24 protein-coding genes and 2 tRNA genes are annotated in these 26,501 nt (G+C 57.0%); 19 read left to right on the top strand and 7 right to left on the bottom strand.

From position 1 onward, the window contains the following. Positions 1-328 precede the first annotated feature (328 nt). Positions 329-1,348, top strand: a complete 1,020-nt coding sequence (locus I9188_RS04995) for an AraC family transcriptional regulator (protein WP_209504317.1) — start codon at positions 329-331, stop codon at positions 1,346-1,348. Positions 1,349-1,526: 178 nt separating this feature from the next. On the opposite strand, the gene rpoD is transcribed toward I9188_RS04995, so the two are convergent. The 4 genes from rpoD to I9188_RS05015 form a co-directional block, all read right to left on the bottom strand. Then, positions 1,527-3,509 (bottom strand): RNA polymerase sigma factor RpoD, encoded by a 1,983-nt coding sequence (rpoD, locus tag I9188_RS05000; RefSeq protein WP_209504318.1) that lies wholly within the window; start codon positions 3,507-3,509, stop codon positions 1,527-1,529. Positions 3,510-3,623: 114 nt separating this feature from the next. Next, positions 3,624-5,576 carry a DNA primase gene (dnaG, locus tag I9188_RS05005; protein ID WP_209504319.1) on the bottom strand — a complete coding sequence of 651 codons (1,953 nt, stop codon included), beginning with the start codon at positions 5,574-5,576 and terminating at the stop codon, positions 3,624-3,626. A gap of 80 nt (positions 5,577-5,656) precedes the next feature. Then, a complete protein-coding gene (locus I9188_RS05010) occupies positions 5,657-5,953 on the bottom strand; it encodes a hypothetical protein (RefSeq protein ID WP_152457544.1) in 297 nt (98 codons plus the stop codon). Between the two features lie 119 nt (positions 5,954-6,072). Next, positions 6,073-7,503, bottom strand: coding sequence for a Glu/Leu/Phe/Val dehydrogenase (locus I9188_RS05015; RefSeq protein ID WP_209504320.1), 1,431 nt, complete (start codon positions 7,501-7,503; stop codon positions 6,073-6,075). 335 nt (positions 7,504-7,838) lie between these two features. Between I9188_RS05015 and I9188_RS05020 the strand changes: the two genes are divergently transcribed. Genes I9188_RS05020 through I9188_RS05030 form a run of 3 tightly spaced genes read left to right on the top strand, consistent with a single transcriptional unit; the run spans position 7,839 to position 10,604 of the window. Continuing rightward, on the top strand, positions 7,839-9,476 hold the full coding sequence (locus I9188_RS05020; protein ID WP_209504321.1) for a TadE/TadG family type IV pilus assembly protein: 1,638 nt from the start codon (positions 7,839-7,841) through the stop codon (positions 9,474-9,476). Then, positions 9,473-10,003 carry a TadE/TadG family type IV pilus assembly protein gene (locus I9188_RS05025; RefSeq protein ID WP_209504322.1) on the top strand — a complete coding sequence of 177 codons (531 nt, stop codon included), beginning with the start codon at positions 9,473-9,475 and terminating at the stop codon, positions 10,001-10,003. Before I9188_RS05020 ends, I9188_RS05025 begins: the two co-directional genes overlap by 4 nt. A gap of 4 nt (positions 10,004-10,007) precedes the next feature. Next, positions 10,008-10,604, top strand: coding sequence for a pilus assembly protein (locus I9188_RS05030; RefSeq protein ID WP_209504323.1), 597 nt, complete (start codon positions 10,008-10,010; stop codon positions 10,602-10,604). Here I9188_RS05030 and I9188_RS05035 read toward each other — a convergent pair. Next, a complete protein-coding gene (locus I9188_RS05035) occupies positions 10,566-11,045 on the bottom strand; it encodes a hypothetical protein (RefSeq protein ID WP_209504324.1) in 480 nt (159 codons plus the stop codon). The two genes, I9188_RS05030 and I9188_RS05035, sit on opposite strands and share 39 nt — an antisense overlap. A gap of 156 nt (positions 11,046-11,201) precedes the next feature. Between I9188_RS05035 and I9188_RS05040 the strand changes: the two genes are divergently transcribed. Next, positions 11,202-12,113, top strand: a complete 912-nt coding sequence (locus I9188_RS05040; protein ID WP_209504325.1) for a pirin family protein — start codon at positions 11,202-11,204, stop codon at positions 12,111-12,113. A gap of 21 nt (positions 12,114-12,134) precedes the next feature. Here the strand turns inward: I9188_RS05040 and I9188_RS05045 are convergent, their stop codons facing one another. Beyond that, on the bottom strand, positions 12,135-12,722 hold the full coding sequence (locus tag I9188_RS05045; RefSeq protein ID WP_209504326.1) for a TetR/AcrR family transcriptional regulator: 588 nt from the start codon (positions 12,720-12,722) through the stop codon (positions 12,135-12,137). Positions 12,723-12,824: 102 nt separating this feature from the next. On the opposite strand from I9188_RS05045, the gene I9188_RS05050 reads away from it, so the two are divergent. The 6 genes from I9188_RS05050 to I9188_RS05075 all read left to right on the top strand — a co-directional run bounded on the left by I9188_RS05050 (position 12,825) and on the right by I9188_RS05075 (position 17,648). Then, positions 12,825-13,073: a hypothetical protein gene (locus I9188_RS05050; RefSeq protein WP_209504327.1), complete on the top strand. Its 249-nt coding sequence runs from the start codon at positions 12,825-12,827 to the stop codon at positions 13,071-13,073. A gap of 125 nt (positions 13,074-13,198) precedes the next feature. Beyond that, positions 13,199-14,485, top strand: a complete 1,287-nt coding sequence (locus tag I9188_RS05055) for a homoserine dehydrogenase (RefSeq protein WP_209504328.1) — start codon at positions 13,199-13,201, stop codon at positions 14,483-14,485. A 69-nt stretch (positions 14,486-14,554) separates the two neighbouring features. Further along, the gene (gene glpX / locus I9188_RS05060) at positions 14,555-15,538 is read left to right on the top strand and encodes a class II fructose-bisphosphatase (RefSeq protein ID WP_209504329.1); all 984 of its coding nucleotides are present in this window, start codon (positions 14,555-14,557) and stop codon (positions 15,536-15,538) included. Positions 15,539-15,631: 93 nt separating this feature from the next. After that, positions 15,632-17,374, top strand: coding sequence for a single-stranded-DNA-specific exonuclease RecJ (gene recJ, locus I9188_RS05065; protein ID WP_209504330.1), 1,743 nt, complete (start codon positions 15,632-15,634; stop codon positions 17,372-17,374). Positions 17,375-17,472: 98 nt separating this feature from the next. Beyond that, positions 17,473-17,547, top strand: a tRNA-Glu gene (locus I9188_RS05070). A 26-nt stretch (positions 17,548-17,573) separates the two neighbouring features. Next, positions 17,574-17,648 (top strand) — tRNA-Glu (locus tag I9188_RS05075). Positions 17,649-17,713: 65 nt separating this feature from the next. Here the strand turns inward: I9188_RS05075 and I9188_RS05080 are convergent. Then, a complete protein-coding gene (locus tag I9188_RS05080) occupies positions 17,714-18,496 on the bottom strand; it encodes a DeoR/GlpR family DNA-binding transcription regulator (RefSeq protein ID WP_348540321.1) in 783 nt (260 codons plus the stop codon). Positions 18,497-18,959: 463 nt separating this feature from the next. On the opposite strand from I9188_RS05080, the gene I9188_RS05085 reads away from it, so the two are divergent. From I9188_RS05085 to I9188_RS05120, 8 genes are all read left to right on the top strand, one after another. Continuing rightward, complete coding sequence (locus I9188_RS05085) at positions 18,960-20,699, top strand: ABC transporter substrate-binding protein (RefSeq protein WP_209504332.1); 1,740 nt, start codon at positions 18,960-18,962, stop codon at positions 20,697-20,699. A gap of 62 nt (positions 20,700-20,761) precedes the next feature. After that, positions 20,762-21,811, top strand: a complete 1,050-nt coding sequence (locus I9188_RS05090) for an ABC transporter ATP-binding protein (protein WP_209504333.1) — start codon at positions 20,762-20,764, stop codon at positions 21,809-21,811. Between the two features lies 1 nt (position 21,812). Continuing rightward, complete coding sequence (locus I9188_RS05095; RefSeq protein WP_209504334.1) at positions 21,813-22,889, top strand: ABC transporter ATP-binding protein; 1,077 nt, start codon at positions 21,813-21,815, stop codon at positions 22,887-22,889. Then, positions 22,886-23,749: a sugar ABC transporter permease gene (locus I9188_RS05100; RefSeq protein ID WP_209504335.1), complete on the top strand. Its 864-nt coding sequence runs from the start codon at positions 22,886-22,888 to the stop codon at positions 23,747-23,749. Before I9188_RS05095 ends, I9188_RS05100 begins: the two co-directional genes overlap by 4 nt. Beyond that, complete coding sequence (locus tag I9188_RS05105; protein ID WP_155139158.1) at positions 23,746-24,543, top strand: carbohydrate ABC transporter permease; 798 nt, start codon at positions 23,746-23,748, stop codon at positions 24,541-24,543. The genes I9188_RS05100 and I9188_RS05105 overlap by 4 nt, the downstream gene beginning before the upstream one ends. 8 nt (positions 24,544-24,551) lie before the next feature. Beyond that, positions 24,552-24,956, top strand: a complete 405-nt coding sequence (locus I9188_RS05110; RefSeq protein ID WP_209504336.1) for a DUF2160 domain-containing protein — start codon at positions 24,552-24,554, stop codon at positions 24,954-24,956. Positions 24,957-25,021: 65 nt separating this feature from the next. Then, entirely contained in the window at positions 25,022-25,417 is a 396-nt protein-coding gene (locus I9188_RS05115; protein WP_209504337.1) for a BlaI/MecI/CopY family transcriptional regulator, read from the top strand. Then, positions 25,404-26,501 carry a M56 family metallopeptidase gene (locus I9188_RS05120; RefSeq protein WP_209504338.1) on the top strand — a complete coding sequence of 366 codons (1,098 nt, stop codon included), beginning with the start codon at positions 25,404-25,406 and terminating at the stop codon, positions 26,499-26,501. The genes I9188_RS05115 and I9188_RS05120 overlap by 14 nt, the downstream gene beginning before the upstream one ends.

Raw genomic sequence — 26,501 nt, forward strand, 5'->3', positions numbered from 1 at the left:
ATTGACTTAAAGCCAGCCTGACAAAACCACCTGAGCGAAGCAATGCGACATGTATGAAAGGTGTGGGGGCGTGCCGGGGAGCCTTAACCAGAGGCTGGTGATTTCCCCGAGGCTCTGACCTCATCCCCATAAAGGTCTGGACCCGGCAACACCACTGAATTGGTTCGTTGCACATGGCGATGCTTGTCCATACCGGTCAAAAAATTTCGAGAAACTGCCACCGACGGCTTGTTTCTGTGTGAAATCCACTTGTCAGCACCGTCGATCCTGAAAGACAATTCCGCAATAGTTTGTGTATGTAATTGAAAATTTGAGGTACTGTTTCGCGATGGATGTCGATATCGGCCGACTTCATCTGTTTGTTCAGGCGCTGGACCGCTATTCCGGAAATGGCGACATGTCCTGCGATGTCCTGAAAATGGCAGGGCTGCGCCCTCAGGATATCGCGCCGCCGGTGACCACCTACAGCGTACAAAGCGAGGCTTTGTTTATCCGTTATGCATGTGACGCCACCCATGACATAACGTTTGCGGCCCGCACGGGTCTTGAGGTTACATCAGCCTCGACCGTGACCGCCTATATCAGCAAGTATTCCCGCGACCTGAAACAGGTGATGGAGAACCTCTCGCGCTTTCACGGTATCATCGACCCTGCCATCGCGCTTAACCTGCGCGTCGCGGGTAACTTTGCGACCTTGGAAGCCGAGTGGAAAGACCCCGGATTTGCGCGGTATCACAGACGCACCGAATTCCTGATATTTGCTGCCCTGGCCAGAATGCGGAACCTGACGCAAGTCAATCTCTATCCGATAGAAATTCGGTTTCAGCACAGGGTCGGTGACCACGCCCGAAGATTTGAAAAGCTTGCCGGTTTTCCCGTTACCTTTGGGGCTGAGAACCTCGAGATTATCCTGCCCCTTTCAGCGCTGGACCTGCCTGTACCGACTTATGACCCCCAACTCAGAGAGCACTTGCTGGAATATGCAGATCGCCTGCTTTCTGAGAGAGGCGCGCCCAAACATCTGACCCGTGCCAAGGTCGAAGGGCTGGTTACCCGATCCCTGCCCGGCGCAATCCCGCAGGCCGAAAGCCTCGCGGCTGATCTGGGGATGAGCCTTAGAACCTTCAGCAGGCGCCTCAGGGACGAAGGCACCAGCTACCGCGATGTTGTCGACGATCTGCGGTGCGACCTGGCGCAGACCTTTATCAAGAATGAAATGCCCTTGTCCGAAATCGCCTATTCGCTGGGCTATGCGGATCAGGCCGCATTTTCGACCGCTTTCAAACGTTGGACTGGCCAGCCGCCCAGCGCGTTCAAGACGCGAACAGAACACCCGATACGGACGTGAGACCGGGGGTCATCAGCTTGAAAAACCTCGCCCCGGCCCGTCCCATGAGTGGACAGAACGGATATAGAAGGACAGAAGGTCCAGCCCTTGTGCATTCCCGCCAATGTGATGGGAGAACAGGCCATCGTGAAGTGTGTCCGGAATGAAAAAAGGCGCCTCGGGTGAGGCGCCTTGATACTTATTGATCCAGGAAGGACCGAAGTTTTCGGGATCGGCTGGGATGCTTCAGCTTGCGCAGCGCCTTCGCTTCGATCTGGCGGATACGTTCGCGGGTCACGCTGAACTGCTGACCCACCTCTTCCAGCGTGTGGTCGGTGTTCATACCGATGCCGAAACGCATCCGCAGCACACGTTCTTCACGCGGGGTGAGCGAGGCCAAGACCCGTGTGGTGGTTTCCTTGAGGTTCTCCTGAATGGCGCTGTCCAGAGGCAGCACGGCATTCTTATCCTCGATGAAATCACCCAGCTGGCTGTCTTCTTCGTCACCAATCGGAGTTTCCAGCGAAATCGGCTCTTTGGCGATTTTCATCACCTTGCGAACCTTCTCAAGCGGCATTTGCAGCTTTTCGGCCAGTTCCTCAGGTGTCGGCTCCCGGCCGATCTCGTGCAGCATCTGGCGACCGGTCCGGACCAGCTTGTTGATCGTTTCGATCATATGAACCGGAATACGGATCGTGCGCGCCTGATCCGCGATTGAACGCGTGATAGCCTGACGAATCCACCACGTTGCATAGGTCGAGAACTTATAGCCGCGGCGGTATTCGAACTTGTCTACCGCCTTCATCAGGCCGATATTACCTTCCTGAATAAGATCAAGGAATTGCAGGCCGCGGTTCGTGTACTTCTTGGCGATCGAAATCACCAGACGCAGGTTGGCTTCGACCATTTCTTTCTTGGCCTGCCGCGCCTCTTTTTCGCCCTTCTGGACCTGCTGAACGATGCGGCGGAATTCGCTGATGTCCAGACCCACATATTGGCCGACCTGAGCCATGTCGTTGCGCAGTTCTTCGACCTTCGCGGTCGAGCGTTCGATGAACATCTGCCAGCCCCGGCCCGGCTTTTCCGCCATTTCGGCCAGCCAGTTGGGGTCCAGTTCACGCCCGCGGTATTCGTCAATGAACTCGCGACGGTTGATCCGTGCCTGATCGGCCAGCTTCACCATCGAACTGTCCAGCGACATGACGCGACGGTTGATACCGTAAAGTTGGTCGATCAGCGCTTCGATCCGGTTGTTGTGCAGGTGAAGACCATTCACCAGTTGCACAATCTCGGCCCGCAACTTCTGATAAGTCTCTTCGTCTTTTTCGCTGAACGTGCCATCCTCGTTCAAGGTGGCCGAAATGCGGCTGTCCTGCATTTCGGACAGCATCGCGAAATCGGTTGAGATCCGCTCCAGCGTGGTCAGAACCTGATCCTTCAATGCCGCTTCCATCGCGGCCAGCGACATGTTGGCCTGATCGTCTTCGTCATCGTCGTCGTCGCTGGTGATCGGGTTGCCATCGGCATCCAGTTCCGGCCCGGCCTCTTTCGCGGGTTTCGCAGCCTGCACCGCCGACGCGTCTACAACTGGCGCGTCGCCGTCTTCGTCCAACTGGTTGCCGAACGTGGTTTCCAGATCGATGACATCCCTCAGCAGAATGTCCTCGGACAGCAATTCGTCGTGCCAGATTGTGATCGCCTGAAAGGTAAGCGGGCTTTCGCACAGACCAGCAATCATGGTGTTGCGCCCTGCTTCGATCCGCTTGGCGATGGCAATCTCGCCCTCACGGCTCAGCAGTTCAACCGAACCCATCTCGCGCAGATACATGCGAACGGGGTCGTCGGTGCGGTCCAGCTTTTCGGTGGCAGCCCCGGCCAACGCAACCTCGCGGTTGCTTTCGGTGGTCGTCAGTTCGGTCGAGCCCTTGTTCTCTTCTTCTTCAGCCTCTTCATCTTCGATGATGTTGATGCCCATCTCGGACAGCATAGACATAACGTCTTCGATCTGTTCCGAGCTGACCTGATCGGGCGGCAAAACCTGATTGAGCTGATCGTAGGTGATGTAACCTTTCTCGCGGGCCTCGGCGATCATCTTCTTGACGTTGGCCTGGCTCATGTCCAGCGAGATTTCCTGGTCCTGCTCGTCGGATTTGCGATCTTCGGTCGTGTCTTTGGCGGCCATTCAATGCTCCTGCAGGGATGGGTGATTCGTTTGATCCGAATCATTAGCGCGTAGAAGTGATTCGGCCACCCGTTTACCCGTTTTTCTTTTCCAGTGCCTTACGAAAACACCATTTTACCGGCGTTTCCGAGTGAAATCGATCTTGGCAAGGGAATCAGCAAAGCCATCTCGTTCAGCTTTCTTCAAGCGAGCACCGTTGTGTGCAACATCGTATACAGCCTTGTCTTCGTTTTGACTTCGTGTTGCGCGATTAAGTTCTTCTGCCGCCTGACCAAGTCGGTATGTAAGTGTTTCATCCGGAGTAGCTGTGATCTCTTCTTGACCCTCAACTACTTCTTCCTCACGCCCCCGGAGCGCTTTGATTTTCGCGAGTTCTTCGGCGAGTGTCATCTCGGCCTTCTCAACGTCGCCTGGGTTTCGCACACAGGGTATTATGGCGACATGGCTAAGCGCCAGCAGGTTTTCAAGGGGTTCAGGTCCTAAAGCTGCAACAATATGGTCTTTGATATTTTCCGGGTCGTCGATTGCGTGTCTGAGCAAAACATCCCGCATCGCATTCAGTTCGGGATCTAGGCACGACATTTCATCAATCTGATGTTCGAACTGGACAACCAAGGCGGGTGTCAATATTGCGATTGCGAGAATTACACTTTCCTTCCAACGAATATCCGCGCTGTTCTTCTGAGTGACTAAGAAGGAAGTAAGAGTGCCTTGTGTCGGTCCAGCGGACTTAAGGTCCTGCTCCCTTTTGGACTTCCAGATTCGCGCAGGGATTTGTTTCTGAGAGCGATAGAAATGGAAAAGTAGATCCCTAATTTCTTGTCGATAGTGATTTCGTATCGACTTATCCCGGATTAACTTGATTTTTTCCCAAAGTGCTTTGTCCAACGCAGATCTGCGTTCGGGGCTGTCGAACACCTTGCCGTCGGTCTCGCGCTGCCAAAGCAACTTGACCATCGGAATGGCACCATCCAGCACGGCCTTCACAGCGCCTGCCCCTTCGGCGCGCAGCAGGTCATCGGGGTCTTTGCCTTCTGGCATCAGGGCAAACCGCAACGACTTTCCAGCTTCGAGCAGCGGCAAAGCCAGATCAACCGCCCGCATCGCAGCGCGCAGACCTGCTGTGTCGCCGTCCAGCGCAATGATCGGCTCGTCCGATATTCGCCACAGCAGTTGCAATTGATGTTCGGTGATGGCCGTTCCCAAAGGGGCAACCGACGCGCCAAAACCTGCTTCGGCCAGCGCGATCACGTCCATATAGCCTTCGGCCACGATCAGCGGCTGACCCTTGCCTGCCGCCTGTCGTGCCGGGCCTTGATTGTAAAGGCTGCGCCCTTTGTCGAATAGCTCGGTCTCGGGCGAGTTCAGGTATTTCGCGTTGTCATTGGGGTCCATCGCCCGCCCGCCAAACGCGATGCAACGTCCGCGCGGGTCGCGGATCGGGTACATGATGCGGTTGCGGAAGGTGTCGTAGGGCTTTTTGCCTTTGTTTGAAGGCTTGGCCAGCCCGGCCCCAAGGATCAGATCCTCGGCCACGTTCTTGCCGCGAAGATGGTCCCACAGCGCCTGCCAATCGTCCGGAGCAAATCCAATCTCCCACCGATCCAGCGCTTGCGCGTTCAACCCGCGGCGCGCGAGGTAGTCTCGTGCGGCGGCTCCTGCCCCGGTCTTGAGTTGCAGGCGGAAGAACTGCACAGCCTGTTCCATCACATCAGCCAGCTGTGTGCGGTGGTCCTGTTTTTCCTGCGCCTTCGGGTCGCGCGCAGGCATCGGCATCCCGGCTTCGCGGGCCAGAATCTCGACAGCTTCGATGAACGAGACATTCTCAGTCTCTTTCACAAAACTGATCGCGTCCCCTTTGGCATGACAGCCAAAACAGTAATAAAACCCCTTCTGATCATCGACATGGAATGAGGCCGTCTTTTCGTGATGAAACGGGCAAGGCGCCCACATGTCCCCTTTGCCCTGATTGGACTTGCGTTGATCCCACATAACCTTGCGCCCGACAACCTGAGACAGGCTGAGCCGCGTGCGCAATTCGTCCAGAAATCCGGGGGGCAATGACATGAGTCAAACCTGACAGAAACAGGAACGCGCGCCAAGGGGATGGCGCGCGGTTGTCCACAGGGAAATGTCCGGGCTGTGGATTATTGCTGCAAACACAGCTCAAGCCAAGCGGCGCCCAGATCCTTTTTGCGCACGTCCCGCATCTTTTGCTCATAAACCCAAGGCGTGATCAGCGGGATTGCAGCATTGTAGTTTTCGGGCCATGTCGGGCCGCTATCCGCCACGGCTTGCGCCACATCGCGTTCTTTTACGCGGTCCAGCCGCGCCTTTTGGATCGCTGCCACCACATCCGCCTGATATTTGCAGCTTTGTTCCTTGGTTTCCTGAGCGGCCAAAGGGGTGGCCAGCAGAGCCGCGACAATGGCTATACGCAACATGGAGGTCTCCGGGATTCGTTTCTCTGAGTGTCTATTATCCGTCAAACTATCGGGCCGCCATCGACATTCAAGCCGCGGCGCGTACCGGCGGGGCGAAATGATCACCCCGCCCGCCTGCTTCAGAGCCCCTTGGCGCGGTAGCTTTTCGCAACGCGATCAATCGCCACGATATAGGCCGCGGTACGCAGGTCTTCGACATCGTCGCGGCTGTGCCACACTTCACGCATCGACTGGTAGGCAATACGCATCGTGTCGTCGAGACCCGAGCGCACCAGCTCAAGCTCATCCGCGCCTTTGAGGTACTTGGCCTTGAAGTCCGGCGACATCGACCAGGCATCGCCTAGGTACCGGTCCAGCCGTTCCAACTCGCTGACAATCAGTTCGTGGCGCGATTCTTCCTGACGACGCTGCATCCGGCCAAAGCGGATGTGGCTAAGGTTCTTGACCCATTCGAAGTAAGAAACCGTCACACCGCCCGCATTTGCATACATGTCGGGGATAATCACTGTGCCCTTCTTGCGCAGGACTTCATCCGCGCCGGCGGTAACCGGACCATTGGCAGCTTCGATAATCAGCGGCGCCTTGATCCGATCGGCGTTCGACAGGTTGATGACACCTTCCAATGCCGCCGGGATCAGAATGTCGCAATCGGCCTCCAGCACTGCTGCACCTTCAGCGGAATGGGTCGCGTCGGGATAGTCTTTTACGCCGCCATGTTTGACAATCCACTGACGCACGGCTTCGACGTCAATGCCGTCGGGATTAAATAGCGCGCCGTCCCATTCGATGATTCCGGTTATGCGCGCGCTATCTTCCTCGCTGAGGAACTTTGCAGCGTGATAACCTACATTACCAAGCCCCTGCACGATAATGCGCTTTCCATCCAGTTTACCTGACAAGCCTGCTTTCTGGATGTCCTCAGGGTGGCGGAAGAACTCGCGCAACGCGTATTGAACGCCGCGCCCGGTCGCCTCGACCCGCCCCGCGATACCACCGGCATTCAGCGGTTTTCCTGTCACACAGGCGCGCGCATTGATGTCCGTTGTGTTCATCCGTGCGTATTGGTCAGCCATCCAAGCCATTTCACGCTCCCCAGTGCCCATATCGGGCGCAGGCACGTTTTGCGATGGGTTGATCAGGTCTCGCTTTGCAAGCTCATAGGCAAAGCGCCGCGTGATTTGTTCCAGTTCATGTTCTTCGTATTCTCGTGGATCAATGCAAAGCCCACCCTTGGAGCCACCAAACGGCGTCTCAACGAGAGCGCACTTATAGGTCATCAGCGCAGCCAAAGCTTCAACTTCGTCCTGGTTAACCGCAGTGGCATATCGAATACCGCCCTTGACCGGCTCCATATGCTCCGAGTGGACAGACCTGTAACCGGTGAAGGTATGGATTTCACCACGCAGCCGCACACCGAATCGAACTGTGTAGGTTGCGTTGCAGACACGGATCTTTTGCTCCAACCCCGGCGGCAGTTCCATCAGGGCTGCGGCCCTGTTGAACATCAGGTCAACACTTTGACGAAAGCTGGGTTCTTTGATGCCGGTCATAAAATCCTCCGTAGCGGTACATGACGATACGTCACGACGTTTTGTCGCACCACTGGCGGCCTGCTGCAATCAAACAATGCACTTTTTTTAATCAATTTACGAACGCAGGCGCAGTTGCCCTAGGGTGAGTCGCTCAGATCGGCCAACTCCTTAACGAATTGTTTTCATTTCATCGACAGATCACCTGAAACGGTCGGAATTATACCCCTTAGGCGCGTAAAAAGGCCAAAACCAAGCCTTTTTCGCCCAATTCACGCCACGTTTGAAAATTAACTTTGTCCCAAATCTCTTTTTCTTTGACGCACGAATTCGACGTGTGAAGCGGAGTAACCAGAATGCGAAATTCATTGCTTTGTAACGACGGCTCGAAACCGAAGCGCAAAACGTTCAATTTAGAGCAATTCGCTCGGAATGAAGATGGTGTCTTCACTATTTTCGTACTGTTCATGGTGGTCCTGATGCTGGCGATTACCGGCATGGCCATGGATGTCATGAAGTATGAACGCGACCGCGCCAGCCTACAATCCACACTGGACCGCGCTGTGCTTGCCGCCGCGGACCTCGATCAGGACCTTCCTGCAAAGGCCGTTGTCGATTCCTACATGGACAAGGCCGGGCTGGGTAATCTGAACGCCATTACGACGGTTGTCGAAGGGTTCGGTTCCAAGAAAGTAAGCGCTACCGCCGAAGCGGTTGTCCCGACGCGCTATCTAAGGTTCGGTAAAGTCACCGAACTGGGTCTTGTTGCGACCAGCGCGGCTGAAGAATCCATTGGCGCTGTTGAAATCTCGTTGGTTCTCGACATCTCCGGCTCTATGTCTCGCTCGTCTGCCACACCATCGAAAACAAAAATCGCAGTGTTGAGAGAAGCTGCGTCGGAATTTGTCAGGCTCATGCTGGACAAACCTGACGAAACGCAGATTTCAATCTCGATTGTTCCATACGCAACGCAGGTCAACGCGGGGGCATCAATCCTAGACAAGTTCACAAATGTCACACAGGAACACAGCTATTCGCACTGCGTAAACTTTATTCCGGAACAGTACAGCGATTCTGATCTGGAACGGGATGACACCCTCGAACGCACTGCACATTTCGATCCTTTCACCTACTCTGAAGGATCAATCAGATTGCCTGTTTGTCCTGTCCGTGCCGGAAGTGCGATCACCCCTGTCACCGACAATATGAACAAGCTACTTGCCCAGATTGCGTCCCTCACGCCCGGTGGAAACACATCAATCGATATTGGGATGAAGTGGGGAACAGCGCTGCTGGACCCAAGCATGCGAGGAATTGTTCAGGACCTGTCGCTGGAGCAGGACCCCGCCTATGCTGGTACAACTATAGTGCCATCAAAGTTCTCGGTCCGTCCGTCGGACTATGGTACCGACGTTCTGAAGATCGCCATTGTTATGACCGATGGTCAAAACACCGATCAATACATGCTTAACCCATCGCTGCGCGAAGGCATGTCAGATGTCTGGTACAACTCGGAAGCCGGAGAATACACTGTGTATCATTCTCAGGGTCGTCCGAATTTCTTTTGGCCTCAGCAGGGCGTTTGGGCAGATCACCCCTACGGAAATCCGGAACCAGAGACACATCTGAACGAAGAACTCGGAACAGCGGTTCGGCTGACATATCCTGAACTCTTCAATCGAATTTCTTTGGCCTCGAATGCACGCGACAACTATTACTGGCAGTCCAGCGGGTGGGCGGAATGGTATTCCAAGGCCTATGCGAAAGTCGAAACATCGGCCAAGAACCAGCACACCAAGCACGTTTGTGACGCGGCCAAGGATCAGGGTATCATCGTTTACGGCATTGCATTCGAGGCGCCCAGAAGTGGGTACAGGACCCTGAAAGACTGTGCCAGCTCTGACAGCCACGTCTATGACGTAAGTGGCCTGAACCTTGAGAAAGCCTTTGAATCCATCGCATCTTCGATCCGCAAACTGAGGCTAACCCAATGATCAGCAGAAAGCTGTCGCATCTCCGCCTGTTTCGGCAATCTGAGGCAGGCAATGCGACAATCGAGTTCATCATGCTCGTACCCTTCTTCCTGGCGCTTCTCGTGGCAGGAGCCGAGCTGTCTATCATCACAATGCGACATGCTGCTTTGGAGCGTGGGGTTGATCTGATCGTAAGAGATATTCGCCTGGGCACCGGTACCAACTGGGATCACGACGTGATCAGAGATCGGATTTGCGATGTTTCCGGCATCCAGGATTGTACGGGGAACTTGCGGCTGCAAATGATTAAACAGGACGCGTTCGCTGGGATCGTGCTTTCGGACAACGTCCCCTGCACGGACAGTTCCGAAGATCCCAAACCGGTTCTGGATTTCAAAAGCGGCCAATCCAATGAGTTGATGATCCTGCGGGCCTGCCTGCGCATAGATCCGGTTCTTGAGACATCAGCCATTGCCAAGCTTGTCCCGGACGCTACCGGCCACTACGCGGTGACCGCGACGACAGCATTCGTACAGGAGCCACTGTAAGATCATGTCTGTACTCCAAATCCTGAAAAATCGCGTCAAAGTCTTCAAAAAAGACGAAAGCGGCATTCTGACCGTTGAAGCCCTCATGATTTTTCCACTGATGCTATGGACGATCACGTTCACGTTCACTGCATTCGAGGGGTTTCGTCAAAGCGCGTCCAACCTGAAGGCAGCTTATACGATCAGCGATCTGATTTCGCGTGAAACGCAGGCTGTGACCGATGTGTATATCGACTCGCTGCACGATTTGGCAGGGAAGATGGTCAATAACCGGTCAGATGTGAAAATGCGGGTCTCACTGATTGTTTACGATGAGGACGATGATCGCCACTACGTTCGCTGGTCGACTGTACGCGGCTTTGACAATGAGTGGGACGACGACAAGATCGGAGAAATCGAAGACCGCTTGCCACCGATGCCCAATCAGGACACCGTTATTCTGGTTGAAACGTCCAATGAATACATCCCCACGTTCAGACCGGGCTGGGATTTTGCGACAGGTATCACCTTTGAGAACTTCATCTTTACCCGTCCCCGCTTTACAAACGAAGTTGCTTGTAACTTAACCCAGACCCCGTTCGTCTGCACAAATAGCGGATAGAATTTCGGACATAAACTTGGCCTCGGCGGCAGATGTCATGCCGCCCACGCCAACCCGGTGACCAACCCGCCACCACAACCCCGGAGCCCAGCGGTTCACCGCTTTGTTTCGCGTACGGATCAGAAAGCCGTTTGACGGTTTGAACGCGAAAACACCCCTATCCACCGTTTCAATATCGGCCACGTCCGCGATGACCTGACCCGATCCTGTCCGTAACTCGGTCCGCGTCAGTTCGATACAATCTTCTGTGGCGCGCCAGACGCGAAGCGCCAACCAAAGTGATGCACCGCCAACGATAAACAGAAACACCTGCCAAACCGGTTCGGGTGGCGATGCCAGCGCGACATAGGTAACCAGCATTCCAACCGTTGTCAGCATCCCTACCCCGGTCCATCGTCTTGGGGATGAGGCCTGAATTGTTGCCAGCACTTCGTCCTGCATGGATGTCTCCTGTCTGATCCGCTTCGATCTAGCCATTTTGCGCCGGAAACAACAGGGGTTTGGCTGCAAACAATTTCGCACAGGTCCGGTTATTTCATGCAAATTGACTGCCGTGGCGCAGAGATTACATGCTGCCCAGACGACACGGAGGCAAACATGTCCCTTAGACCGACGTTGGAAACACGCAAAGCCATCCCCACAATGGAAGGGGCTGGTGTGAAACTTCACCGCGCATTCGGGTTTCAGGACCCGTCCGAACTGGATCCCTTTCTGCTGTTTGATGATTTCAGAAATGAACGCCCGCAGGATTATCAGGCCGGTTTTCCCTGGCACCCGCACCGGGGAATTGAAACGATTACTTACGTCCTGACCGGCACAGTCGAGCATTCGGATTCGCTGGGCAACACCGGCACGCTTGGTGCCGGTGATGTGCAATGGATGACCGCAGGATCCGGTATCCTGCATCAGGAAATGCCAAGCGGCAACATCTCGGGCCAGATGCACGGCTTCCAGTTGTGGGGCAACCTGCCCTCGGACCAGAAGATGACCGCCCCGCGCTATCAGGACGTCCAAAGCAAGGACATCCCCGAAGTCACCGATGACGATGGCACGACAGTGCGGGTGATCGTGGGTGAGTTCTGGGGTAAGACCGGTCCCGTAGACGGGATAGCTGCTGACCCACAATATCTGGATATCTCTGTCCCGGCGGGTGTGAAGAAAACTTTCCGGATCGATACGTACCGCCGTGCTTTCGCCTATGTGTTTCAGGGTCAGGCCGCCTTTGCCGATGCCTCGCAGCCGACAGGTGTGCTGCTGGAAAAGGAAATCGCCGGGCAAGAGGTCAATATCCGCGACATGTCAGGGGATCGCACGCTTGTCCGTTTTGGCACGGGCGATGAAATCACCGTTCAGGCTGGCCCCCAAGGCGTGCGGTTCTTGCTGATCTCTGGGGCTCCGATCAACGAACCCGTCGCTTGGCATGGCCCCATCGTGATGAACACGCGGGCCGAACTGGAACAGGCATTTCGCGAGCTGCGCAATGGCACGTTCATTCGCCCCGCGCACTAACAGCGTGACGGTTTGACCTTGTCAGACCGTCACTGCCTTGTGCACCATCTTCCAATAGATCTCCTCGACCTCGTCCAGTGACAGGCGACCACCCGAACGGTACCAGGTCATCACGCCGTTCAGCATTGCAATCACGGCAAGCGTCGCAATCTTCGTGTCCGAAATTGCGAAATGTCCGGCCTGCTGCCCTGTATCAAGGATGCTTTCGAGTACGTTTTCGTACTGGCGCCGCAAGTCTTCAATTTCAGCAAAGTTTTCGGGCGAAAGGTTCCGCAACTCCATATAGGCGATGAAAACTTCGTCCGGTCGTTGCAGATGGAAGCGGATGTGAAAGCCGATGAACTGGCGCAAAGCGTCTTCGGCATCGTCGCAACTGTCCAATGCATCAAGCGCCGCCAACAAGTCTTGCATGTGTTCGCGCATCAACCGGTGCAAAAGGCTCTGTTTGTCGGGCGTGTAATTATAAAGCGCGCCTGCCTGCACGCCGACTTCTTTTGCAATCTGCCGCATCGAGACAGCGGCATACCCGTAACGGGCAAACAGGTGCAGCGCGGCCTTGCGGATACGCGGGCCGGTTATATCGGAATGTGAGCCTTGAGTGCGTGCCATGGATCCACAGTATATGAACAGATGTTCATATAGAACCCCGCTTGAACGATGTCGTCAAAACGTGCATCACGGTGAGGCAACAAAGACCGAAAAGCCTGCGACATGAAACTGCTGCCCGTTTTGCCACTTATTCTGTTTTGCGCCGCCTGTGCGGACATTCCCGAGCTGGAAGGCAGCGAACCGGCTGCAGTCAGATCCGCCCCCTACCCGCGCCTTGTTCCGTTGCAGGAATCCTTAGGGCCACCGGTGGATCCGATCCATCAGGCGGCAGCCGTCGAAGACGAACTGACACAACGCGGCAATACCTTGGCCCAAAAGGCACAGGCGTTGCAAAACGCGCAAACCAACTGACGCGTCATAAATCAACTCCACTATCCCCGGTGACGGATTGCACCCTTGGCCTGAACCCGCTAAGGCAGCGCTGATTGGACAAGCATCCGATACCAGAAAAATTCGAGCGGAAAAGGACCCATGACATGACACAGGCACTGCGGCTGGGAATTGCGGGCTTGGGAACGGTCGGCGTGGGTGTCGTCAAGATCGTCCGCCGCCATGCAGAGCTGTTGCAGACCCGTACAGGCCGTTCGATTGAAATCGTGGCAGTATCCGCGCGCGACCCGAACAAAGACCGTGGCGTGAACCTGTCGGATTATGCCTGGGAAACTGATCCGGTTGCACTGGCAAAACGCGACGACATAGACGTTTATGTCGAATTGATGGGTGGGGAGAACGGCCCTGCCAAAGCCTCGGTCGAAGCAGCATTGGCCAGCGGCAAGGATGTGGTCACGGCCAACAAGGCGTTGCTGGCCATCCACGGGCAGGAACTGGCCGAAAAGGCCGAGGCCGCCGGTCGAGTGATCCGGTTTGAGGCCGCTGTCGCTGGTGGTATCCCTGTGATCAAGTCCCTGACCGAAGGTTTGGCGGGCAACGAGATCACCCGCGTGATGGGTGTTATGAACGGGACGTGCAACTACATCCTGACCCGGATGCAGTCGCAGCGTCAGGGCTACAACGCGCTTTTCGATGAATGCGCCGAATTGGGATACCTTGAGGCCGACCCCAATCTGGATGTCGGAGGTATCGACGCTGCGCACAAGCTGGCTCTGCTATCCTCGATTGCGTTTGGGACCAAGCCAAATTTCGACGGGATCGAGATTGAGGGTATCCAGCAGATCAGCCTGGACGACATCGATCAGGCCGAAGACATGGGCTTTCGCATCAAATTGCTGGGCGTGGCGCAGCGCACCGCGCGCGGGCTGGAGCAACGCATGCAGCCTTGCCTGGTACCCAGCGACTCGCCACTGGGCCAGCTGGAAGGCGGCACCAATATGGTCGTGATCGAAGGCGACGCGGTTGAGCAGGTTGTTCTGCGCGGCCCCGGCGCGGGTGAAGGCCCGACAGCCAGCGCTGTGATGGGCGATGTCTGCGATCTGGCGCGCGGATTGCAAATCCCGACCTTTGGCCGCCCAGCCACCACGCTTGAAACCGCAGTTCCCGCCGTCACCGGCAGACCTGCGCCGTATTATCTGCGGCTGGGCCTGCTGGATAAACCTGGTGCATTGGCCAAGGTTGCGGCCATTCTGGGCAATGCCGGGGTGTCAATCGACCGGATGCGCCAATACGCTCATGCCGAAAGCACAGCCCCTGTGCTGATCGTCACCCATAAAACCACCCGAACGGCGCTGGACGTCGCGTTGGAGGGTTTCCGCGAAACCGATGTGGTGGCAGGCGACCCAGTTGCATTGCGGATTGAAGCGGTTTGACCTTGCGGCCTGCATGAAACGCAAGCTATGCCGGAAGACACGGCTATACTGACCAGAGGATACAGAAACATGAGTGCTGCCAAGACCGATTTCAATGACCGCCTGCTGTCTCTGGGGCTGGCCAGGGTGGCGGAACAGGCTGCGCTGGCCTCGGCTTCGCTGGTGGGTCGGGGCGATGAGAAAGCCGCGGATCAGGCCGCTGTGAATGCGATGCGCGAACAGCTGAACCTGCTGGATATCGCAGGTGTCGTTGTCATCGGTGAAGGCGAGCGTGACGAGGCGCCGATGCTGTATATCGGCGAAGAGGTTGGCACCGGCAATGGCCCCGGTGTGGATATTGCTCTGGATCCGCTGGAAGGCACCACGCTAACTGCCAAGGACATGCCAAACGCACTGACCGTCATCGCCATGGGCCCGCGCGGCTCGATGCTGCACGCGCCGGATGTGTATATGGACAAACTGGCGGTTGGCCCGGGGCTGCCGGAAGGTGTCGTCAATCTGGACATGTCGCCACGCGAGCGTGTCGAAGCACTGGCCACGGCCAAGGGATGTAAAGCCGCCGACATCACCGTCTGCATTCTGGAACGTCCGCGCCACGAAGCGATGATTGCCGAAGTGCGCGAAACCGGTGCTGCGATCCGTCTGATCACTGATGGTGACGTGGCGGGTGTCATGCATTGCGCTGAAAGCGAAGTGACCGGCATCGACATGTATATGGGCCAGGGTGGCGCGCCCGAGGGTGTGCTGGCCGCCGCTGCGCTGAAATGTATGGGCGGGCAGATCTTTGGCCGCCTGTTGTTCCGTAACGATGACGAACGTGGCCGGGCCGCCAAGGCAGGCATCACCGATCTGGACCGAGTTTATGCACGTGATGAGATGGTGACGGCAGATGTGATCTTTGCCGCCACCGGCGTGACCGGTGGCTCGTTGTTGCCGCGGATCAAGCGCGAGCCCGGCTGGGTGGAAACCACGACGCTGCTGATGCGGTCCAAGACCGGGTCGGTGCGCCGCATGTCCTACCGCACGCCGACATGGCCGCATGACAATACATAACGGCTTGCGCCGTTGCCTTCGGCGAGAGTATTTTTGAAAAGGTGAAGAGGCCGGGTCCGCAAGGGTCCGGCCTTGGCGCATAAGAGGCGAGCAATGAGTTTTCTTGGAGTCGAGCAATCACTGACGGGACGGCTTTGGGTTGGACCCAGCCCCGAGATTGAGCGGGCGGCCGAGATGATGGCGCAGCAAACCGACCTGCCCCGTGCCGTTTGCCAGGTTCTGGCCCGGCGCGGCGTGCCGGTATCTGAGGCACCCGGCTTTCTTGACCCAAAACTGAAGGAATTGCTGCCTGATCCGCGGGCCATCAAGGATATGGAAATTGCCGCCACGCGCTTTCTAGATGCCGTCCGCAATCATCAGAAAATTGCGGTGTTTGCGGATTACGATGTCGACGGCGGCAGTTCTGCCGCATTGCTTCTGGTCTGGCTGCGGCAGATGGGCATGCAGGCGACGCTTTATGTACCGGACCGGATCGACGAAGGGTATGGCCCCAACGTTCCCGCGATGCAGGAGCTTGCGGCTACGCATGACCTGATCATCTGCGTTGATTGCGGCACGCTCAGCCATGACCCGATTGCGGCGGCTAGGGGTGCGGATGTGATCGTTCTGGACCACCATCTTGGGGGCGAGACACTGCCCGATTGCGTCGCTGTGGTAAATCCAAACCGACAGGATGAAAGCGGCGATCTGGGTTATCTTTGCGCGGCAGGCGTGGTGTTTCTGATGCTGGTCGAGGCCGGTCGTCAGTTGCGCGACGCAGGCGCAAGGGGGCCGGACCTGATGGCCCTTCTGGATCTGGTGGCCCTGGCGACCGTTGCCGATGTGGCACCGCTGATCGAAGCCAACCGCGCGCTGGTGCGGCAAGGGTTGAAGGTGATGGCACAGCGGCAGCGCCCCGGCCTTGTCGCGCTCTCTGATATCTCGCGCATGGATACCGCGCCGAACAGTTATCACCTGGGGTTTCTGCTTGGGCCCCGCGTGAATGCCGGTGGGCGGATCGGTCAGGCCGATTTGGGCGCACGCCTGCTGAGCACTGATTCCCAGCAAGAGGCGCAGGCGTTGTCCGAACGTCTGGATGCCTTGAACACTGAGCGCCGCGACATTGAAAACGCGGTGCGTGCCGCCGCGCTGAAGCAAGCCGAGGCGCGTGGCTTGGACGCCCCTTTGGTCTGGGCGGCAGGCGAAGGCTGGCACCCCGGTGTCGTTGGTATCGTGGCCTCTCGGCTGAAGGAGACGGCCAATCGACCCGCAATTGTGATCGGCTTTGACGGGGATGAAGGCAAGGGTTCGGGCCGCTCGGTTTCCGGCGTCGATCTTGGGGCTTCGATCCAGCGTCTGGCGGCCGAAGGGTTGCTGGTCAAAGGAGGCGGCCACAAGATGGCCGCGGGTTTGACCGTCATGCGCGATCAGCTGGAACCCGCAATGGAGCGCCTGAGCGAGCTGCTGGCCAGACAAGGGGCGGACCAGGGTGGACCTGCGGATTTGAAACTGGATGGCGCATTGATGCCCGGTGCAGCAACCGTGGATCTGATCGAGCTGATCGAACAGGCCGGACCGTTTGGTGCCGGAGCCCCTGCCCCGCGCTATGCGTTGCCTGACCTGCAGGTTCGCTTTGCAAAACGGGTCGGTGAATCGCATCTGAAACTGTCGCTGACCGATGGAATGGGCGGCGCGCTGGATGCGATTGCCTTTGGTGCTTTTGATGGGCCGATGGGCGAAAAACTGTCAAACCACGGCGGTGCGCGCTTTCATTTTGCGGGTCGGTTAGAGGTCAACACCTGGGGCGGGCGCCAATCTGTGCAGCTCAGGCTGGAGGACGCAGCAGAAGCCCGTTAACACGCGGCTTTGGTGCGCTAAAAAACTTTCCCATCCCTGCGTTTTTACGCTTGCGGGGGTCACGGTGAAACCGTAAAAGGCCCTCCACAAGCCAGCGTGGCCCGTTCGTCTATCGGTTAGGACGCCAGGTTTTCAACCTGGAAAGAGGGGTTCGATTCCCCTACGGGCTGCCATTTGCGCTTGTGACCTGATACCAAGTGGCCCGTTCGTCTATCGGTTAGGACGCCAGGTTTTCAACCTGGAAAGAGGGGTTCGATTCCCCTACGGGCTGCCACTTTTCCTTAGCTTCTTCCATCCCAAAGCCGTACGACCATCCGGGCTGCACCTGAAAACAGCTACCTAGCTGTCATCAGCGATCTGAATTTCGATGCCCCAACGGTCAAGGAATCTGGCCACCCCACCCTTTGGCACAGCGTCCGTGACCAGCGAATGCACCAGCCGAGGATCCGGCCCCACATACGGTGCCCTTTCACCAAACTTGGAATGCGCTGCGGCCATAACAACCTGGTCCGCGCACCTGACCACCACCGATGCAAGATCCGCTTCGACCGCGCTGTGGTAAAGAAACCCTTTGCTGTCTGAAATCGCGTCCGTGCTCAGGATCACGATGTCAAAGGCATAGCGTTGCAGCTGCTTGTGGGTGACATGACCAAACGTCCCCCTTTCATCGATCTGCAACTCGCCCCCCAAAAGGTGCACCCGGTTTCCGTTGACCCCGGCCAATGTCTGCACGACACCGATGGAGTTGCTGACAACCGTGAGGTTGCTGACCTGGCGCAACTCTTCGGCGACGAAGGCGGTCGTCGATCCTACATCTAGGAAAACGGTCATCTGATCCCGGACCAGTTTCGCAGTATGCCCGGCGATTAATCGCTTTTCATCCGCGTCCTGCGAGATCCTGTGAAAGAAGTTGGGGGCACCCTGCGCTCCGGCAAGATAAGCACCGCCATGAACACGCTCGACTGTGCCTGCCTTTGACAAGGCTTTGATCGTTCGCCGCACCGTCTCTTCGGACACGCCGAGCATATTTGCCAGATCCGAATTCCGAGCCGTTCCTCCCAGACGTCTGAGGGCATCAAGCAACTCCAGCTCGCGATGGGTGTTGACGGTATTCTTCTTCACGACCTGGCTCCGGAAATTTTCCATATATGGACACGGATTACCGTGTACGGCAAGGCCGTGCTACATCCGCATTGCCACATCCGGATTTTTGACGGAACCGTTTGGTAGCAAGTAAGTACTGAGTTTCAACACCAATCATCTGGGATGCTGGTTCGCCTAAGTTCTCACTCAGTGCCTGTGCCTCACGCAACGCGAGTGCAATTCAACGTGCCTGGTGTCATCTCTCGCTCGCAATGGGTCTCAGTGGATTTCCCTATTTTCCACGCGGGGAAATTTATAAATTTCGATAACGAAATTAGATATTTACAATAATCTCCAGCGTTGAAAACAAATTCAATTCACGCGACTCCAGAATGCCTGAACGTCAATTACTAAAAATTTAGTTTGACACGTACGCAAAAAATCGCTGATGCTGTTCTGCATCCGGTTCCCGCCGGAGAACCATAATTTTGGGAGGAGACAGATGCGGAGACATCTACTTTCCGCAGTGGCGGCGGCTGCCGTCATTGCGGGGCACGGGTCCGCTTGGGCCGACGAAGCCGCAGCACAACGTTGGATCGACGACGAATTCCAGCCGTCGACCTTGTCGAAAGACGAACAAATGGCCGAGATGCAATGGTTTATCCAAGCTGCACAGCCCTACGCTGGCATGGAAATCAACGTCCTGTCCGAAGGCATTCCGACGCATTCTTACGAGTCGGAGGTTCTGACAAAGGCGTTTGAAGAAATCACCGGCATCAAGGTCAATCACCAGATCCTTGGCGAAGGCGAAGTGGTCCAGGCTGTTCAGACCCAGATGCAGACAGGTCGGAACCTGTATGACGGCTATGTCAACGACAGTGACCTGATTGGTACCCACTCGCGTCTGCAACTGGCCTATCCGCTGACCGACATGATGGGCGGTGACTGGGCGGCGACAACCTCGCCGACAATCGATCTGGATGACTTCATGGGCATTCAGTTCACCACCGGGCCGGACGGCAAGCTGTATCAGTTGCCCGACCAGCAGTTTGCGAACCTCTACTGGTTCCGCAAGGACTGGTTCGATGACGAAGCCAACAAGGCCGCGTTCAAAGAGAAATACGGCTATGATCTGGGCGTTCCGGTAAACTGGTCGGCCTATGAAGACATCGCCGAGTTCTTCACCAATGACGTGAAAGAAGTCGACGGCGTGGCAATCTACGGCCACATGGATTACGGCAAGCGCGCGCCCGACCTTGGTTGGCGCATGACCGACGCCTGGCTTTCGATGGCCGGTGCCGGTGACAAGGGCGAGCCGAACGGTATTCCGGTTGACGAATGGGGCATCCGCATGGAAGCGGGCACCTGTAACCCAGTCGGCGCCTCAGTGTCGCGCGGCGGTGCTGCAAATGGTCCGGCTGCGGTCTATGCGATCCGCAAATGGGACGAATGGCTGCGGGCCTATGCGCCTCCGGGTGCGGCGTCTTACGACTTCTACCAGTCGCTGCCGGCACTTAGCCAAGGCAACGTGGCCCAGCAGATTTTCTGGTACACCGCCTTTACCGCCGACATGGTGAAGCCGAAGTCCGAAGGCAACAACACCGTGGATGACGAAGGAACGCCGCTGTGGCGGATGGCGCCCAGCCCGCACGGCCCCTACTGGGAAGAAGGCCAGAAGGTTGGCTATCAGGACGTGGGTTCCTGGACGTTCCTGAAATCGACCCCCTCGGATCGTGCGCAGGCAGCCTGGCTCTATGCTCAGTTCGTGACCTCGAAGACTGTCGATGTGAAGAAGTCCCATGTGGGTCTGACCTTCATCCGCGACAGCTCGGTCAACCACGAGTCGTTCACCGAACGCGCGCCCAAGCTGGGTGGTCTGGTCGAGTTCTACCGCTCGCCTGACCGTGTGGCATGGTCGCCGACCGGCATCAACGTGCCGGACTATCCGAAGCTGGCCCAGATCTGGTGGCAGCAGATCGGTGACGTGAACTCGGGTGCCTTTACACCGCAAGAGGCGATGGATCGTCTGGCCGAAGAGATGGACATCACCATGGCACGTATGCAGGCCGCGGATGAAAGCGCCGGTGTCTACGGCGGCTGCGGTCCACGCCTGAACGAGCCGCAGGACCCATCTTTCTGGCTGGAAAAAGCGGGTTCGCCCAAGGCCAAGCTGGAGAACGAAAAGCCGCAGGGCCAGACCGTCAACTATGACGAACTGGTTAAGCGCTGGCAATCCCAGTAAAAGCAACATCGTAGGCCGGGCTTAAGCCCGGCCTACCCCTGAATGCCCCGCGAGTTTCCCAGATGATTGAACTTCAAGACGCGACCAAACGGGTCGGCAACGTCATCCATATCAAGCCAACCAACCTGACGCTGCAAACCGGCCATTTCAACGTGCTATTGGGCGCGACAGGTTCCGGAAAAACGTCACTGATCAAAATGATGGCCGGGTTGGACCCGATCGCCTCAGGCAAGGTCCTGATGGACGGGCAGGACGTGACACGGTTGAACACGCAAAAGCGGCAGATCAGCCTGGTGCACCAGTTCTTCGTGAACTACCCGCATATGACTGTATTCGACAATATCGCCTCGCCCCTGCGCGTGGCTGGCTTGGCTAAATCGGAGATCGATGGCCGCGTGGAAGAGGCCGCCGATCTGCTGCAACTGCGCCCCATGCTGCACCGCCGCCCACACGAGCTGTCGGGCGGGCAACAACAACGAACCGCGCTGGCGCGTGCCATCGCAAAAGAAAGCCGCGCCGTCTTCCTGGATGAGCCGCTGGCGAACCTTGATTATAAACTGCGCGAAGAGTTGCGCGAACAACTGCCCGATCTGTTCGCTGGTCGCGGGGCCGTCGTTGTCTACGCCACCTCGGAACCTGAAGAGGCATTGCTGCTGGGAGGCTACACCGCGCTGATGGAAGACGGCCGCGTGACCCAGTTCGGCCCAACCACCGAAATCTATCGCAATCCGGAAAACATCGCCGCGGCGCGTGTATTCTCGGACCCGCCTATCAATGTGGCCCGTATCACTGTTTCCAGCGCCCGGGCGCAATTGGCAGGCAATGTCGGCTGGGCAGCCTCGGGCATGGCCGACGGGGAATATATGATCGCCGTTCGCCCTCATCGCGTGACGCCATTCCGTACGTCTGACGCCGATGTCGAACTGACCGGACGTGTGATCGTGACCGAACTGTCAGGTTCGGATTCCAGCGCGCATTTCCAGCATGGTGACGAAGCCTGGGTTTCACTCGCCGCTGGCGTGCATCCTTATCAGGTCGGCGAAGATCACAGTTTCTACATGAACCCGGCGCATTGCCGGTACTTCAGCCAAGACGGCAAAAGGGTGGCCTGACATGGCACAGATCAAGCTTTCAAACCTTCGACACAGCTATATGCCATCGCCAAAAGGCCCCGAGGACTATGCCCTGAAGGAAATCGACGTGACATGGCGCGATGGCGGGGCCTATGCGCTGTTGGGGCCGTCAGGTTGTGGCAAGTCCACGCTGCTGAACATCATATCCGGTCTTCTCACCCCCTCGGAAGGCCGGATTCTGTTCGATGATCAGGACGTCACCGCCCTGCCCCCGGACCAACGCAACATCGCGCAGGTCTTCCAGTTTCCGGTGATCTACGACACGATGACCGTGGGCGAGAATCTGGCCTTCCCGTTGAAGAACCGGGGTGTAGACGCCGAAACCATCAAGCGCCGTGTTCTGGAAATCGCCGAGATGCTGGACGTCACGGATATGCTGAACACCCGCGCATCAGGCCTGAGCCCGGACAACAAGCAGAAGATCTCGATGGGTCGCGGCCTTGTTCGCGACGATGTGAATGCGGTGATGTTCGACGAACCGCTGACCGTGATCGACCCGCACCTGAAATGGAAACTGCGGTCCAAGCTGAAAGAGCTGCATCAGCGCGTGCAGGCCACCATGATCTACGTGACACATGACCAGACCGAGGCGTTGACCTTCGCCGACGAGGTGGTGGTAATGCAAGACGGCGAAGTGGTTCAGATCGGAACACCTGTCGAACTGTTTGAACGGCCCCAGCACACATTTGTCGGCCATTTCATCGGCTCGCCGGGTATGAATGTCCTTCCATGTGAAGCCAAAGGCGACCGCGCCGTTTTTGAAGGGCACGAGGTCAAGCTGGAAGGTCCCACACATGGTAACGGCGGACGCACCGATCTGGGTATCCGCCCGGAATATGTAGGTTTCGGCGACACTGGCATTCCGGCGCATGTGACCAAGGTCGCCGATATCGGCCGCCACTATGTGGTCAGCGCAGTGGTCGGCAACACCGCCCTCAAGGTCGTGACCGAACACGGTGTACCGGAACCGGGATCACAGGTCTTTTTGCAATTCAAACCCGAACAATCCCGCGTCTACCGCGACGGCTGGATTGCAACTCAGGAGCGGGCGCAATGAGAACGGAAAACCAAAAGGCATGGTTCTTTGTCCTGCCCGTTCTTGCGCTGGTGGCGTTCAACGCGCTGGTGCCCATGATGACGGTGGTCAACTACTCGGTGCAGGAAACCTTCGGCAACAACCAGTTTTTCTGGGAAGGTTTGGGCTGGTTCGAACAGATCCTGCGATCCGACCGTTTTCAGGCAGCACTTGGACGGCAATTCCTGTTTACCTTCCTGATCCTGCTGATCGAGGTGCCCTTGGGCATCATCGTCGCCCTGTCGATGCCGCGCAAAGGGTTCTGGGTGCCGGTCTGTCTGGTGCTGATGGCCTTGCCGATGCTGATCCCTTGGAATGTGGTTGGCTCGATGTGGAACATCTTCACCCTGCCCAAGATCGGATTGCTGGGATATTTTCTGAATGACGTGCTGGGTATCAACTATGACATGACGCAACAGCCGCTGTCGGCCTGGATAACCGTTATCGTCATGGACGTCTGGCACTGGACCTCGCTGGTTGTGCTGCTGTGCTATGCGGGCCTCGTATCGATCCCGGACGCCTATTATCAGGCCGCCAAGATCGACGGCGCCAGCCCATGGTCTGTGTTTCGATACATCCAGTTGCCCAAGATGAAGACGGTTCTGACCATCGCGATTTTGCTGCGGTTTATGGACAGCTTCAACATCTATACCGAGCCCTTTGTTCTGACCGGGGGTGGTCCCGGCAACTCGACCACCCTGCTGTCGATTGACCTTGTGAAAATCGCGCTGGGACAGTTCGACCTTGGCCCGGCGGCAGCGATGAGCCTGATCTACTTCGCCATCACTCTGCTGGTGTCGTGGCTCTTCTACACTCTGATGACAAAGGACGACGCAGAATGAAAAAGCGGTCCATCATCCCGATCCTCTATATCGCGTTCCTGATGCTGCCGATCTATTGGCTGGTGGCGATGTCCTTCAAGACAACGAACGAGATCCTGTCGGGCTTTTCCCTGTTTCCCCAGACTTTTACGCTGGAAAACTATATCACCATCTTCACAGACCCAACCTGGTACTGGGGTTACATCAACTCGATTACCTATGTGACTCTGAACACAGTGCTTTCCGTCTGCGTTGCCCTGCCTGCGGCTTATGCGTTCTCACGCTATCGGTTCCTCGGTGACAAGCAGCTGTTCTTCTGGCTGTTGACCAACCGTATGGCTCCGGCGGCCGTGTTCGCCCTGCCATTCTTCCAGCTTTATTCGTCGATCCACCTTTTCGACACGTATCTGGCCGTGGCTTTGGCCCATACGCTGTTCAACGTGCCACTGGCGGTGTGGATTCTGGAAGGCTTCATGCGTGGCATCCCAAAGGAGCTGGATGAAACCGCCTATGTGGATGGATATTCGTTCCCGCGTTTCTTCGTGACGATCTTTCTGCCCAACATCAAGGCAGGTGTCGGTGTCGCGGCGTTCTTCTGCTTCATGTTCTCATGGGTAGAAATGCTGCTGGCCAAGACCCTGACCGCGGTTGAGGCCAAACCCATCGCTGCCGTGATGACCCGCACAGCATCCAGTGCCGGGTACGAATTGGGGCTGCTGGCCGCCGCGGGCACCCTGACCATCATCCCCGGTGCCATCGTCATCTGGTTTGTTCGCAACTACATCGCGCGTGGCTTCGCGATGGGACGTGTGTGAGGTTCAATATGCGAAAACTGCTTCTCACCCTGCCCTTCCTGCCCTCAGCAGCCTTTGCCCAGGCCAAGGCCGGATGGGGCAATGTCGGACAAGAGGCCGAAAAAGGGTTCTCGTGGACGGACCCCCTTTGGCCCGATTTCTGGATGGCATGGACACCTGCCACGCTGGCCGTGTTTGTCGGTATCTTCTCGGCCATTGCATGCATTGGCTTGCTGGAAGGCTTCAAATTCCGCGACGGGATCGAGCGACGCGGGGTTCTGGGGCTGACGACCACGCTGGGGGATCGCCTGTTCATCACCCTTCTGGGGTCCGCATATATTTTCCTGGCGTGGCTTGGATTGATTGGGCAACCAGTCTGGACACCACTATTCCTGTCCATTGGCTGGGGCGTTTTTGTGTTCTGGAAAGTTTAGACTTTGAGAAATCGCGAAAGGATGCTTGTCTGTCAGGCATAATAACGATGACGACACCGAGACCGATGCGAAAGAAAAAGACAACAAATCTGCTGACCGAGGTCGAACTGGAGTTCATGAACGAGCTCTGGGCGCTCGGGCAAGGCTCGGTGCGTGATGTCCTGGACCGCCTGCCGTCAGAACGCAACCTGGCCTATACATCCGGGGCCACGATCCTGCGCATTCTGGATGAGAAGGGTTTTGTGGAGAGTCACAAATCTGGAAAAACCCTGATCTACACACCTCTTCTGGAAAAGGACAGATATCAGGCCCGTTCGCTGCAAAATCTGTCGCGCACGCTTTTCGACGACACCCCCGCCACACTGGTGGCGCGGCTGGTCGACGACGCGGGGCTGAGCGAAGCCGACCTGGAGGAAATTCGAGCACTGGTAGAGAGGAGACTGCAAAATGACAGCGGTTAGACCGGTTCTCGACGCATTTATCGAACTTAACATCGTGCTGGCCTTTTCGGCGGTCATCTGGCTGATGACTCGCACAGCCCTAAGCCGCACCGCCCTGCGCAACGGCTATGTCGCACAGTTGCGGGCGCTTAAGACCCTGTGCATCTGTGTCCTTGCCAGTCCGTTTCTGGCCGTTGGCGTTTCGTCGCTGGCGACTTACGCATGGCCGGGCAGTGCCGTGGCCCTTGGCGATATCGCTGTTGCAGCCTATCTGCGCGGCGACATCGCAATGCCTGCCACGCAGTTCGAAGCATTGCTGAACACCCGCGAAAGATGGGTTGATCTGGCATTGTCCGGGCAGCAGCCCGTGATCACCCTTGTTGCCGCCATACTTGCCTGCATCGCAGCCATGTACGCCGCGCGTGCTTTGCGGGATGCATTGACGATCCGTCAGACTGTCAATTCCAGTTTTCTTTGGCGGCGGTCCGCCAAGGTGGATATTCTACTGTCCGATCGCATCACTGTGCCCTTTGCCGTGCGAGGACTTCGCCGCCGCCACGTCGTTCTGCCGAGCCATCTGCTGGACACCCCGCGCGAGTTGCGTTTTGCACTCGCTCACGAGTTTCAGCATATCCGTACTGGTGACGTTGAATGGGAACTGGGCTTTGAACTGCTGCGGCCACTATTGTTCTGGAACCCGGCCTACCTGATGCTCAAGTATCAGTTCGGTCGGCTGCGCGAGTTGGCCTGTGACCAGTCGGTTGTTGCGCGCAAACGGATTGACGCACGGGAATACACGGCATGCCTGCTGAACTATTGCGCCCGGACAATATCAACCAACAGCCCACGCGTTCTGAATGTTGCCTTTGTGACAGGCGGCAAGGCAAAGCGCGTGTTGCGGCAACGTGTAATCGCACTGACCGATGTTCAGCCATCGGTCCCTGCCCTACCGGCATTATTCCTGGGAATGACACTGGTCTTTGGTGCGCTTTTGGCTCTGGGATCGGCCTCAATCCAGCAGACGAGGGATTGGAGCCATGACCGCCTGATGCTGTCGACGGTGGTCAACCTGGAACGGCTGGAGGCGCGCAATCAGGGGAACTGA

Origin of the sequence: Ruegeria sp. HKCCSA071, from assembly GCF_017872555.1 — a bacterium.
Taxonomy (GTDB): Bacteria; Pseudomonadota; Alphaproteobacteria; order Rhodobacterales; family Rhodobacteraceae; genus Ruegeria.